Source organism: Candidatus Eisenbacteria bacterium, from assembly GCA_035712145.1.
Classification (GTDB): Bacteria; Eisenbacteria; RBG-16-71-46; order RBG-16-71-46; family RBG-16-71-46; genus DASTBI01.
The window spans coordinates 33,056-46,114 of the sequence record DASTBI010000208.1; the positions used below are offsets into that span (position 1 = coordinate 33,056).

The window sequence follows — 13,059 nt, forward strand, 5'->3', positions numbered from 1 at the left end:
AAGCGACTTGCCAGGAGCACCAAGGTTCCTGTAAACACCCCCGAGGCGTGTGCCGGTCGCACGCGCGCCTTTCGAGCCGCATGGTCCCTCTTTGGCCGCCGTTTCGAATCCCACCACGGCCGCGGCTGCACCATTCGCAAGGAGCCCCCAATGCGTACTCCCGAACGCAGCTGGCTCATGCTTGCCATTTCCACGCTCGCCGCATTGCATTCTGCCCCCCTGACCGCCGCGCCGATCCTCCCAGGAATCGTCGACGGCCCGGATATGCGCCTGTCCGGCACTCACACGTTCACGTTCAACTCGAGCATTGTGGGAGGAACGATCACCTGGTCGTTGGACCGTGAGACCATCAGCAGCACCGGCACACGGACGCGAACGAACGGCATCGCGTCCAGGACCGGGCTCACAGCGAGCTTTTCACTGACCTCGGTCAGCGGCTCGGAGACCATCTACTACGTCAACGCGGCGGACCAGGGCGTCCAGGATGTCGCCACGGTCCAGGTGTTTCCCGCCAACACGAAGACGTGGTTCACCTATCGCAGCGCGGGCAATCCGGACGTTCGTGTGTACACCGTCATCCCGTCGACGCTGAGCCCCTCGACCCGCATCCTCCTGGCGATGCACGGCAACAGCCGCACGGCGTCCAGCTACGCCGACTACTGGCGCAGCTGGGCCAGCAGCCACAACTACATCGTGCTCTGTCCCTACTACGATGAGGTCAACTGGCCGACCGAGGGCATGTACCACATGGGTAACGTGTTCAGCGGCGAGGACTGCGACGGCGTCCTGAATCCGCAGGAGCGCTGGACCTTCTCGATCGACCTGGCGATCCACCAGCGCGCTCGCGGCGGGTTCGTCATCGCGGATCCCCTGTTCGACATGTGGGGATTCTCGGGGGGCGGCCAGCACGTCCACCGCTTCATGCTGTACGAGCCGAATGCGCCGGTGCGGACGGCCATCGCGGCGGGCTCCGGCTGGTACACCGCCCCCGACCTGGTGATCGATTGTCCATACGGAGTCGATAACGCCCCGCTGTCGTTCACGCACCAGGATCTGATGACGTGGACCAATCGGAACATGATCATCATGGTCGGAACGGCGGACACGGTGCGCGACGAGGACCTGCGCACCACCGCTCGCGCGGACGCACAAGGACTCAATCGCTACGAGCGGGCGGGCTACATGATCAGCAAGGGTCTCGCCACCAACCCGCTGTCCAGATGGCGGCGAATCGACGTCCCCAACGTCGGCCACAGCGCACAACCCATGGCGGTTGCGGCGCAGAGCGTCCTGCAGGGCGCGCCGGTCCAGGCGTCACCTCTTCCACGGCCGGACAGGAGGGGTGCGAGCTTCCGGATTCATCCCAACCCGCTCGCCGGAAATGCCCGGCTGTCCGGCGAGGGATGGAACAGCGAGGAAGTCGAAGTGGAGGTCTACGACATCGCTGGACGCAAGCTCGCGGCGCGAACGGCGATGGTGAGCGCCGGCGCCTGGCGGCTCGATTGGAGCGCGCTGGGCGTCCGGAGTATGAGCGGCCTCTACCTCGTCAGGGCCCGGGACCGCGAGCGGCAGGTGGAGCAGAAGGTGCTGGTCACTCGGTAGTGACCAGGGGCGGGCCGAACATCGCCTCGAATGCCCGCTCCGCGAGTCCGGCGCGGAGCACCGAGCTTCGGAACGAGCGGACGCGGTCGGGCAGCTCCTCGCAGGCGATCTGCGACTCCAAGTGGAGCGCCCGGCCGGCCTCGTTCATCGCGTCGACCCAGTGCCGTGCGCGCTGCGCGCGCATCGCGCGCGGCTCACGGTCGGGCCTGGGTTTCCTGCGCGGGCCCGAGCCGTTGATGGCGCTGTCATCCGCGCCGACGTAAACCTTCATCGGGACGCGCAGGAACGCGCCGGGATCGAAGAGCAGGCCCGGCAGCTTCCGGGTCGACCCAATTCCCCGCGGGAACTTCTCCGCAGGGTTCGGCATGGTGTATCGCCCCGCGTCGACGATGACGGCGAACGCGACGCGCTGGGGATAGGCCATGGCGTAGCGATGCGCGAACTGCGCTCCCGCGGAAAACCCGAACAGGTGGATGCGCACGGCGAGGCTCCCCGTGAACGCGGCGGCCTCCGCGACGATGCGGTGGAGCGCCAGGTCCGCGCGCTTGCCTCTTCCGATTCGTCCGAGTCGCTGGTAGTCGCCAAAAGTCGCTTCGGGGAAGTACGGGACCACGAGCACCGCTCCGTGCATCTCGGCGTACACGGACAACAGCCGGGCATGCACGTCCACGTTGCGCGACGCGCCGTGAATCGAGACGACGAGCCGCGGCTCGGGACTCAGCACGGCAGGCACGTGGAGCAGATAGGAGACGCCCGGGTCGGACCGCAGCACGTGACGGGAGAGGCCAGGTCCTGAGGACGTCTGCGGAGTCATGACCTCGCCTCCTGGAAGTCGGGAACCGGCCGGCCAGGGTCGACCCGGTGACGCAGGAAATCCGCCAGATGCTTCATGTGAGGGAGCGTCCACATTTCGTGCAGCGGCTTCTCGTCCGGGGTCCAGTCGAAGACCCTCCGCTCGGAGCCGATGCCGGCGATCCCCGGCTTGGCATTGACCTCGACGAGATGCGGCACGTGATCAGGATCGAGCACGAAGTCGAAGCCGATCTCCGGCAGTGCGCCGGGGTAACGCGACTCGAAGTGGGCGGCCAGGCCGTGCGCGATCTGCCGCAACCGATTCTCCACCGAGCGGCCATTGCGAGGGCCTACCGTGGACGCAAGCAGCTCCGGGGTCGCATGGATGGTGCCGCCCTGGTAGACGTTCGAGAGCACGCTGCCAGGGGGCGCCAGTCGCGTCTCGAACAGGTCGTGCCAGCCCCGGCCGTCGTGGATCATGACGACCCGGACGTCGAAGACCGCGCCCGCGTGACGCAGGGATTCGATGCCCACCTGCACCACATAGCGTTCCTTGCGGGTCACGGTATCGACGAGTGTCAGGACCGCGTCGAGCGTGATGCACGGGAACGACCTGCGTCCCCTGCTGTCGTAGTACTCGAGCGCGAGCCGCGCGCCGCCGTTCCGGAGCACGAAGATCCGATTGCCCTTGTGTCCCGCGCGGGGCTTGATGAAGACGAGCTTCGACCGCTCCAGGAAGGATTCGATCTGCGCCGGCGAGGTCGTGAACTCCTCGGTGTGCGGATGGAGGGACTCATCCCAGGCGCGAACCGCTTCGTAAGTCCGCAGCTTGTTGGAGACCAGCTCCGAGAACTCGTAGGGGACGTACGCTTCGAGCCCGCGTTCGCGCATCCACCGCTTGAACGGCTGATATCCCATCCCCGCTCGCAGCAGCCGGCGCGTGGCGTACGTCCAGTTCGCGTTCACGCGTGGCACGGACCGATGCCCCGCGACCGGAAGTCCTTCGTGGAGCACGAAACCCGGCGCCTCGCCGTCTGGAGTGACGTCCTTCGGCGAGTACAGGAAGAGCCGGATGCCCTCCGGCTCCAGCAGCTGACTGATGAGATACGCGCGATTGAGCACCGAAGTGCTGAGCTGCTGGCGCGGGTCCGCGGAAGTATCGAGATTGCAGAGCACGCCGATGTGCGTCATTGCGCCTGCCTGCCGCGGTATTCGGTGTGCATCTCCACCGGGCGAAAGCTGTCCTTCAGCTGGCGCAACCCCGGGCGCCTGGCATCCGATCCGTCGTTCACCCGCTCGAACCCGCCGTGCGTCGTGAGAAACCGGTAGCGCTGGAAGTATGCAAGTCCCGGTACGTCGAGATCGCTCTTCGCATCGAGGAGGCACCCGAGGCCTTGCCGAATCTCTCCCCCGAGCCAGTACCCGACCACTCGGCCGCCCAGCAGGAACACCTCGCCGGTCAGATCCGGAGCGGAGAGCACGTCCGCCAGCCCGAGGGCGCGCCTCGAAAGGCCTGCGTCTCCCGAAGTTCCGTGCGTGCTGCGATGCCGCTCCGCCCATCGCTGAAGCAGCGTCCGGCAATCGCTGGCATAACGCTCCGAATAGGGAGCCGTCTCGAGCTCCTGGAGCTGCTGGGTCCTGGCCAGCTGACGGCGCAGGGCCCGGTACTTCCCGCCGCTCAAGTCGGCGTACGCATTCGGCGCATACATGTACTGCTTCCTGCGCTCGCGGATGCTCACCCCCGGGATCTTGGCAGCCTGCGCCGCATCCCTCGCGTCGATCCGCAGGATGCGGGCCGAGCGGTCGCCATTGAATTCGTTCGCGCGCTCGAGGCAGCGCTGCGCCACCTTCACGTCCATCGGCATCGGGGGCAGGTACACGTCGAGGTGGGCGCCCTTTCGGCGCTCGCGCAGGATGAAGCTGCACAGGCATCCGCCATCCTCGGCCACCAGCACGGCTTTCCGTTTCGTGCCCTGATGGGCGAGAACGTACGGAAAGTAATAACCAAAGCCCAACGGCTTCCACTGTTCGAGCGCCTTCTTCCAGCGCGGCAGATCCGCGGCATCCATCTCCCGGAGCACCTCGAGACGGCCGGGGTCCGCGCCGCCGGGGCCACCCTGCGTCAGGCTCTGAAGGACGCCATCTCGCACGCCCACATGGGTCATGACACCTCCTGGCGGCCGCGATACTCGACGTGCATCGCGGCGGGTCGAAGACTGTCCTTGAGTTGCCTGAGCCCCTTGCGGCGGGCATCGGATCCGCCATTGACCAGATCGAAGCCGTCCATCCACTTGGAGAGAAAGCTGTAGTAGAGGAATTGCGATAGTCCTGGGATGTCGTGATCGGTCTTGGCCTCGAACAAGCAGCCCAGTCCCGGGCGCAGCTCGCCTCCGAAAGCGAACCCCACCACCCGTTCGCCGATCAGGATCACCTGGCCCAGGAGATCGGGACTCTGGATCAAGCCGGTCAGAGCGAGCGCGCGCTTCGACATTCCTGCGTCACCTGAAGTCCCGTGTCTGGCGCGGTGGTGTTCCGCCCATTTCTCGAGCAGCTCCTGACATGGGACGGCGAAGCGGGTGTCATAGGGGAGGACCCGAAGACCCTCCAGACGCTGCACCCGAGACACGTGATAGCGCACGGCCCGGTATTTGTTGCCCTGCAAATCGCCGAAGTCTCGTGGCGCGTAGAGGTACTGTGACCTTCGCTTACGGACCTGGAGGCCCGGAATGCCCGCGACGACAGGGGCGTCGCGCGCGTCGATTCGCAGGATGCGCGCCGAGCGGTCGCCATTGAAGTCGTTCGCACGTTCGAGGCACCGACGGGTGACGTTCACGTCCATGGGGATCGGAGGCAGATAGAGATCCAGGTGCCTGCCGCGCTCCTTCTGGCGGAGAATGAAACTGCAAAGGCAGCCGCCATCCTCGGTGATCAGGACGGCGCTCCGTCCTTTGCGGTGATGGATGAGGACGTAGGGGAAATAGCAGCCATACCCCGATGCTTGCCCCTGCTCGAGAGCCTTCTTCCAGCGCGGCAGGTCTTCGAGGCCGAGCATCCGCAGCCCGTCCAGGGTGCCGGGGGCCTTGCGTCCGCCTTTGATGGCCGAGGTCAGGAACTCGATGGCTTGAATCATGGCGACTCCACCGGGTCGGATGAGTGGGCGTAGGAGGACGCCTTACGCGGGTTCGCCTGGGGGGATCTGCGCTGCGCCTGCGCGCGCGCTCGAGTCACCTCGACGATGCGGGCCATCAGCGCGCTGAGTGAGTAGCCGGCCTGGGCTCCGGCGCGAACGAAGGTCCCCTGGCCGGCGAGGATTCCGAGCGTGCGCACTTCGGTCACCCATAGCTCTCCGGCCTCGTCGATGCGAACGTCCACGCGCCCATAGTCCCGGCAGCCACAGGCCCGGAAAGCGGCATGCGCATGGTCGCGAACCCGCGCGGCGATCGATTCCTTGAGCCGGGCCGGACAAGTCTTGCTGCCCTTCGAGTCCAGCTCGACCAGAGGCAGGCACTCGACCGGGTCATTCCCGAGCAGCGCGACCGCGATGTGGCGCCCGCCCACGTAGTGCTCGACGAACGCCTCCTCCACACCGGCATGGCGGAGGTTGCGCACCGCGGCCCGAAGTTCCTTGGTGTCGGATACGATCGTGGACTTCGCATCCAGCTCGTGGCGAGGGACCACGATCGCCGGATAGACGAGGTCGACCGGCTCTTCCCGCGGCCCTTGCGTCGGCAGCAGGTGGAACGTGGGCGTCGGAATCCCGGCTTGGCGCATGAGGACCTTGGACGCCACGCGATCGAACGCCATCGCGTGGCCGAGCGGGGTCGGCCCGCTGTAGGCGACGCCGAACACCTCGAGGATGGCGGGAACGTGCGTCGTGCTGGCGTCGCCCCGGCTGCCATGCGCCAGGTTGAGCACCACGCCCTCCCGCTCGCCGGTGGCGGGATTCACGGGAAAGAACTGGCGCAGCTCGCGCGGCAGGGATTCGTCTCCCTCCATGACCTTGACCTGGTACTTGGCCTCGCGCAGCGCATCGACGATCTTCTGCACCGACCGCAGCGTGTGACGCGAGTGAGTCCCCGGCGCGATACGATTGCGAATCACCGCCACGCGCTGCTTCGCTCCCAGCCAGGCTCGTGCTCGCAGGGTGCTCATCAGGCGCGCGTCCCAGTGCTCGAGCAGCCGGAGGTCGAGGTACTTCGCGATGAACACCACGCCGATGCCCTCGGTGAGCACGATCTCGGGAAATCGCAGCACGAAGCTCCGCACCGCCGGGATCCAGTACACCAGCGCCATCAGCAGGGCGATCGCGATCGTGTTGGCCGCGATCCAGCACGCGCGAATGAAATGGTCCCGATCGGATGTCTTGGCGACGCCCTCTGCCAGGAACCCCAGGGCGATCACGGGGAACGCGACCATCCCGTATGCAATGTCGGCCCGCATCAGAGGGCCCAGCAGGATCGCGACGAGCATCAACGCCGACATCGTGCACAGGATCATGGACAGGTGGGCATACTTGGGAAGATCGATGTGCTGGAGCCACGGCCGCAGGATCTGGATGGCCACGATCGCGAGACCGATCAGCAGGAAGCTGGCGAGGAGGCCGCTCTGGTGGAACGCGACCGAGATGAGAATCGAGCGAAACGCCAGCACCTTGAGCCCCAGCGTGAGGCGGGCCACGGTGACGATGAGCGCGGAGGTCGGGATGAGGAGCAGATAGATGATGTGATCGCGCTGGCTCGAGGGCACGTCGTCCAGGGACAACAATTGGTTGAGGTGGCCCCCGATCCAGGCAAAGCCGTCGAACCCGCCGGGAAGCGCCGAAATCCGTAGCGCAATGGAGAGCAGTGGGAGCATGGCGATGACGATCAGGACCGCCAGCTCCGCGTGCGACAGAATGCGTCGCTCACGGTCGCTTGCTCCCGGACTGGCCTGAGCGCGCGCGGCCACCGGGAGGCTCTTCATTTCGTCCTCGTCCGCTCGATGGCGACGACGGCGGAGAGCCCCGGGAACAATCCCTCGGCCTGATCGAGCCGGATGCGAACCGGGACGACCGGAGACGTCCGAATGCGCTCGGTTCGCGACTGCGGCAGGGTCACGTCGGGAAGCTCGAAGTCGGTCGAGACGCCGATCGATTCCACCCTTCCGTGAAACTCGCGACCGCGGAACGAGTTGATGGTGACTTTGGCCTTGTTGCCCACGGCGACGCCCGCCAGATCGTCCTCGTCCACCCAGGCCTCGACCCAGACCTGCTTGCCGATCCAGAGCGCGATGACCGGCTGCCCCACCACCACCGCGGCGCCCGGCTCGGCCACCCGGCGCACGACATAGCCATCGGCCGGAGCGCGAATCACCGCGGCTTCGAGGTCGGCGCGAGCGAGCGCCAGCTCCGCCTGGGCCGTGGTGACCTCGGCGGCGGCGGCGTGGTGATCGGCGATGGCCGTTCTCTCCATGGCCATCGTGGTCTCCAGCCGCGTCACGGCTTCCTGCATCTCGGCCTGTGAGATCACCTGGTTCCTGGCGAGCGGGACCCGCTGATCGTGACGGATCTTGGCTTCATTTGCCTGGCTCGTTGCCGCGGCAATGCGGGCGTCCGCCGACACCGAACGGGCATTGGCCTCGGTCAGCCGCGACTGCGCCCTGAGCACGCTGGCCTGGAGCTGTCGATCCTCGAAGCGGGCCAGCACCTGTCCGGCTTTGACGTGTTCACCCGCTTCCACCTCGACGCTGGCCACGACGCCTTCGAGCTGGGTGCCGACCTGGGTGATCGATCCCTTGACCGTGGCGTTGTTCGACGTCACGTAGCTCGACGCGTAACTGCCCCAAAGGAAGATCGGAATCAGAAGGGCGGCAATGCCGAGCACGATCAGGACCGCCACCAGGCCGCGCATGGCTCGCCGCGGCCGCGGACGCACGAGGTCCTCGAACGGCGCCAGCATGACGTTGTCCCGCACGACGAGCTCACGCCCCTTCCGCACGGCGATCTCACGCTTGCGCCGGCTGCGCTTTCGCCTCTTTGGCGGCTTGAGTGGAATGGGCTTGATGGGCTCGAGTCCGGTGTCGGGTTTCATGGTTTGACTCCCACGGACGAAGAGGATCCGAAGAGGGCGGTGAAAACGCGCTCGCCGAGCTCGCCGTCGCGCATGAACTCCCGGAACGAGTGCTCGATGCCGGGCACCTCCTGGAGCGTCACGTGAGGGGTGAGTCCGCGCTGCCGCGCGGCCTGGTTCATGGCCTCGACCCACCGGCGCGCGCGCTCGAGCCGCGTCGTTCCTTGTTGCTCGTCGACGGTCGGGTTGCGCCTCAGGCTCTCGCCACCCTCGATGTCGTCCTTGCCGACGAGCACGGTGATGGGGACGCGCAGGAAGCGCGCGGCGTCGAAACGCAGACCGGAGCGCTCCGCGCTGGGCCCCAGGCCGTACGGGTAGGGCTTGCGATCGTCGGGGAACGTGTACCAGCCGGCCGCTCCGATCGCGGCGGCGATGACACGCTCGGGGTGTGCGAGCACGTAGCGATGGGAGAACTGGGCTCCACCCGAGAATCCGAACAGGTAGAACCTCTGGCCATTGGCGCCCGTCGCCGTCGCGACTTCCTTGATGATCGCGTCCAGCGTGACGTCGGCTCGCCGGCCCGCGCGGCCCTTGCTCAGCTGTTGATAATCATCGTCCCGATCACGAGTGAAGTACGGAGCGATGAGGACCGCCTGGTGTTCTTCGGCAAGTGGCGCGAACAGCGTGGCGTGCTCCTCCACGTTCCGCGAGATGCCGTGCACGGTGACGAAGATCGGTCCGCCGGGAGCCGCCCGAGCGGGCACGTACAGGAGGTACTCGTGGCTTTGATCCGCCCGCAGAGTCCGCCGCAGGACCCGTCCGCGCTCCGGTTCGCGCTCCGTGGCGGTGAACTCGGCCGTGGTGGCGGACCGCTGCTGGGCGCACGATGTGGCCAGAGCGAGCGCCAGGGCCAGGGCGCCCCAGGCGACCGTCCGCGTCACCCATGGGCTCCCCCGGCTCGTGAGAGCCGCGCCGTCACCGCGTCGTTCCTGCTGTTCTCGATCCTCAGCCACGTCGTGAAGCCTTGGTCAGGCGCGAGGGGATGGGCCCTTTGAACAAGTGGCCGAAGCACTTCTCGCCCAAACCTCCCGCCATGAGACTCGTGAAGTCGTGCTGTCCGTCCGGAATCACTTCGAGCTTCACCAGCGGTTCCAGTCCGCGGCTCGTCGCGGCTTCGCGCATGGCCTCGACCCAGCGCTGCGCCCGCTCGAGGCGGTTCTTCCCTTGCTGCCGATTGACCCGGGGGGTGTTCCTCACCTTCTCGGTGTTCGTGTCCTTCTCGCCGACCATCACGGTGATCGGGACTCGCAGGAACTCCTCGGGGTCGAAGCGGACTCCCGGCAGCTCTGGACTCCTGCGGATGCCGTAGGGGAAGCGCGCGCGCGGATTCGGGAACGTGTACCAACCCGAGCCCACCACCACGAGGCCGGCCACGCGGTGCGGGTGAGCCAGGGCGTAGCGATGAGCGAACTGGGCGCCGCCCGAGATGCCGAATAGATGGAACGACGACGCCTTGCACCCGGTTCGCAGCGCCACCTCTTCGACGACGGCATCGAGCGCGGCATCGGCGCGTGGACCACGGCCGGAGCGCCCGAGCCTCTGATAGTCCCGTGACTCCACTCCGAACACGGGCACGACCATCACCACGCCGTACCGCTCGCACAGCTCCTGAAAACCCTGCGCCTGGGCCTGGGCGTTCCGGGAGATTCCGTGCACGACGACGAACAGCGGCGCCTCGGCGCCGCCGCTGCCCGGCACGTAGATGAAGTAGGACTGTGCGGATCCATCCTGCCGCACGCAGTGAACGACTTTACGGGTGGGTAGCGCTCCGTTGTGGTTGACGGGCGCGTCCTTGACGGCCGCTTCCTTGATCACGATAGCCTCCAGTTGTCCAGGCTGGGCGCATCAGCCGGTCATCTCCTTTCGGGGCGCCGCCTCGAACGAGGGCTCAGAGACCACCACTCGGAGATCGATGCCCGCATCGTCCGCGTTTGGCGACACCGCGCGGGGTTTGACTCGGTGTTCTCTCGGTGTGTGCGCCCTCATGTACCGCTCGGTCGCAGACAGCAATCCCAGCGCGGTCTGTCCCCGAAGCAGATCTTCACGTGTAAGAACGGGGAGGCCGGTCGACTTCACCGCCTCACGGCTCTGCAAGGGAGAGCTCGACATCACACCGCTTAGCGCGATGAGCGGCAGGCGATTCCTGCGCAGCCAGCTCTCGCCCGCGAGCGCTCCCATGGCATCGCCGCAGGCAAAAATGACGCCGTCGACGTTCGCCGCGAACAAAGAGGATCTGAGCAGGGCCGCCGTTTCGGCCTGGAGCACGCCGTCGGCGATCTCGAGCACGATGGCATCGACGTTCGACAGGGCCAGGTGGCCGACCAGCGTGGTGAAGACTCGCTCGATTTCCCGCGCGGGCTCGAGGTACGTGGAAGCCAGACCGGCGTCGGTGAAGTCGAGCACCGGATCGGCGCACGCGTCTCTCAGGAGCCAGGTGTCGCCGCCCGAGCCGGTGCCCGTGATCTTGGCGTAGCCCGCCCGCAGTCCGGCGAGCGAGAGACCCTTACAAAGGAATGCCGCGGTTTGCGTCTTGCCGGAGTCCATCGACGTGCCGCACACGACGATGGTCCTCGGCCGCGGAGTCGGAATGCGCTCGAGGGTCGGGAGCGCGTAATCCCGCAGGTTGGCGGGCGATCCGCTCTCGCCGCCGACCCAGGCGAGCGGCGTGATGTGCGTGGCTTCCTTGGTGATCTTCCCGTTCCACGACAGCACGCGGGCAGCGACGCCACCTCCCGCGACGAGCTGGCAGGGGCCGAAGCTCCGGGGCACGACCGCTTCGAATTGGTTGGGCGCATACCGGTTCGCGTAGGCGACGACGATCTCGTCCCCCACGAAGAGCTTCTTGCGACGGCCATCGGGGAGCTGCAGCGCGCTGTGGAAACCCAGCGTGTCCACGCGCGCAAGGAACAGATCCCCGGGCGTTGGAGGCGCTGGGTTCTGGATGATCCGCAGCGGCCCACGAACTCGTCGGGTCGTCGAGGCCCAGGACGCGTGCCGCAGACGCGGCGAGTCGGGCGCGATGCCTTCGGGGGCTCCTGTGAAAGTCTGGGATGCGGCCTCGTTCATCATCGACGTCTACCTGTTGTGAGTGCACGTTGGGGAGGACGGGTAAACGTCCCTTTCTGTATCTACACACTAGTCTGGGTGGGCTGCCGGGTTTCATCAGGTAATTACCTTAGAAGAGTGATTTAGACAGTGTTTCCAGCAATCAGATGGTGACTCGCTACAGATCAATGTCGTGACGACAGGGATCACCCCAACGACTTAGGATTTATATAGAGCACGATTGCTCCCTCAGGAGGTCAGTCATGGAAATGAAAAAGGCCGAGCCCTCCATGCACGGGGGGATGGAGCTGGAATCGGAGAAGGCCGAGACCTCCGTCCATCGGGGCGAAATTCGGCTTGGCGCCTATGCGGGGCTTGCGGCGCCCGTTCTCTTCATCGCCCTGCACAATCTCCAGATCATGTTGTCGGGCGGAGGCTTCGATCAGATCCGCCAGCCCATCGGCGAGCTGTCGACACTCGACATGGGCTGGATGCAGAACGCCACCATGATGCTCTGCGGGGCTCTTTATATTCTGTTCGCGAGGGGATTGAGTGGGGCGTTACGCCCCAACCTCGGTCCATGGCTCCATAGCCTGGCGGGACTCGGTGTCGTTCTGATGGGGGTCATCCCCTGGCAGCTCGACAGCACCAGCGGCCAGCCCACCGAGCCGATCGGACACACGATCGCCGCATTCATGACCATCCTGAGCGCTGGAGCAGGGCTCATCGCGATCCGTGGGCCGATGTCCGATGACCATCGCTGGAAACCGCTGGATATGCTCGCTGCCAGCGCCGGGGCGTTGCTGCTGTTGATGTTCGGCGTCTACGGAGGGACGGCGGAGGCGGAAGAGGGACCTCTGCGGCCCTGGGCAGGACTCTTCCAGCGCGCGATGGTCACGTTCTGGTTCATCTGCACGTTCCTGATTGCGTGGCGCATGCGGCGGATCGCGCAGGATCCAGGCGACGCGCGCGGCTAGAACGTCGGATCGCCTGGAACCAGGTGAGTCTCTAGCGAGTCTCCGCCAAGTTCGGAAGCCCGACGACGTCAGACGCGCTGTACGGAATGGCCTTCTCGAACACCGGGCGGCACCACTCTCGATGGCGCGCCGAGAGGCCGCGGACGACGTCGAAGAAAAGATCGCGGATGGCCGTCGTGATGGGACCGGTCGTCCCGTTGCCGATCGGCCGGTGATCCACGCGGGTGATGGGAGTGAGGTGAATCCCCGTGCCGCAGAAGAACGCCTCGTCCGCGAGATAGACCTCGGTGCGATCGACCGATCGCTCGACCACGCGGTAACCCAGCTCGGTCGCGAGCTGAATCAGCGTGGCGCGCGTGATGCCCTCCAGCACGTCGTCGGTGATCGGCGGCGTCACCAGCTCGCCGCGCCGGACGATGAAGACGTTCTCGACCGAGCCTTCGCACACGTGGCCGGCCTCGTTGAGCAGCAGGGTCTCATCGAACCCAGCGAGCACGGCGTCCGTCTTGGCCAGCGCGGAGTTCACGTACGAGCCG

The 13,059-nt window shown here is 66.3% G+C and carries 12 protein-coding genes; 2 read left to right on the forward strand and 10 right to left on the reverse strand.

The window, feature by feature from the left end; translation table 11 throughout:
- Positions 1–150 precede the first annotated feature (150 nt).
- Positions 151–1,602 (forward strand): T9SS type A sorting domain-containing protein, encoded by a 1,452-nt coding sequence (locus tag VFQ05_14925; protein ID HET9328057.1) that lies wholly within the window; start codon positions 151–153, stop codon positions 1,600–1,602.
- On the opposite strand, the gene VFQ05_14930 is transcribed toward VFQ05_14925, so the two are convergent.
- The 9 genes from VFQ05_14930 to VFQ05_14970 form a co-directional block, all read right to left on the reverse strand.
- On the reverse strand, positions 1,592–2,416 hold the full coding sequence (locus VFQ05_14930) for a hypothetical protein (GenBank protein HET9328058.1): 825 nt from the start codon (positions 2,414–2,416) through the stop codon (positions 1,592–1,594). The genes VFQ05_14925 and VFQ05_14930 overlap by 11 nt on opposite strands.
- Positions 2,413–3,585 carry a YheC/YheD family protein gene (locus VFQ05_14935; protein HET9328059.1) on the reverse strand — a complete coding sequence of 391 codons (1,173 nt, stop codon included), beginning with the start codon at positions 3,583–3,585 and terminating at the stop codon, positions 2,413–2,415. The genes VFQ05_14930 and VFQ05_14935 overlap by 4 nt, the downstream gene beginning before the upstream one ends.
- Positions 3,582–4,559, reverse strand: a complete 978-nt coding sequence (locus tag VFQ05_14940) for a phosphatidylglycerol lysyltransferase domain-containing protein (GenBank protein HET9328060.1) — start codon at positions 4,557–4,559, stop codon at positions 3,582–3,584. The genes VFQ05_14935 and VFQ05_14940 overlap by 4 nt, the downstream gene beginning before the upstream one ends.
- Positions 4,556–5,524 (reverse strand): phosphatidylglycerol lysyltransferase domain-containing protein, encoded by a 969-nt coding sequence (locus VFQ05_14945; GenBank protein HET9328061.1) that lies wholly within the window; start codon positions 5,522–5,524, stop codon positions 4,556–4,558. The genes VFQ05_14940 and VFQ05_14945 overlap by 4 nt, the downstream gene beginning before the upstream one ends.
- Positions 5,521–7,356, reverse strand: a complete 1,836-nt coding sequence (locus tag VFQ05_14950; GenBank protein ID HET9328062.1) for a 7TM domain-containing protein — start codon at positions 7,354–7,356, stop codon at positions 5,521–5,523. Before VFQ05_14950 ends, VFQ05_14945 begins: the two co-directional genes overlap by 4 nt.
- A complete protein-coding gene (locus VFQ05_14955) occupies positions 7,353–8,462 on the reverse strand; it encodes an efflux RND transporter periplasmic adaptor subunit (protein ID HET9328063.1) in 1,110 nt (369 codons plus the stop codon). The genes VFQ05_14950 and VFQ05_14955 overlap by 4 nt, the downstream gene beginning before the upstream one ends.
- A complete protein-coding gene (locus VFQ05_14960; GenBank protein HET9328064.1) occupies positions 8,459–9,382 on the reverse strand; it encodes a PHB depolymerase family esterase in 924 nt (307 codons plus the stop codon). Before VFQ05_14960 ends, VFQ05_14955 begins: the two co-directional genes overlap by 4 nt.
- A gap of 64 nt (positions 9,383–9,446) precedes the next feature.
- A complete protein-coding gene (locus VFQ05_14965) occupies positions 9,447–10,316 on the reverse strand; it encodes an alpha/beta hydrolase (protein ID HET9328065.1) in 870 nt (289 codons plus the stop codon).
- A 30-nt stretch (positions 10,317–10,346) separates the two neighbouring features.
- Positions 10,347–11,570: a DUF1611 domain-containing protein gene (locus tag VFQ05_14970; protein ID HET9328066.1), complete on the reverse strand. Its 1,224-nt coding sequence runs from the start codon at positions 11,568–11,570 to the stop codon at positions 10,347–10,349.
- 239 nt (positions 11,571–11,809) lie between these two features.
- Between VFQ05_14970 and VFQ05_14975 the strand changes: the two genes are divergently transcribed.
- Positions 11,810–12,523 carry a DUF998 domain-containing protein gene (locus tag VFQ05_14975; GenBank protein HET9328067.1) on the forward strand — a complete coding sequence of 238 codons (714 nt, stop codon included), beginning with the start codon at positions 11,810–11,812 and terminating at the stop codon, positions 12,521–12,523.
- Positions 12,524–12,554: 31 nt separating this feature from the next.
- Here VFQ05_14975 and VFQ05_14980 read toward each other — a convergent pair.
- Positions 12,555–13,059 (reverse strand): aminotransferase class IV (locus VFQ05_14980; protein ID HET9328068.1); only part of this gene is annotated, 505 nt, incomplete at its 5' end.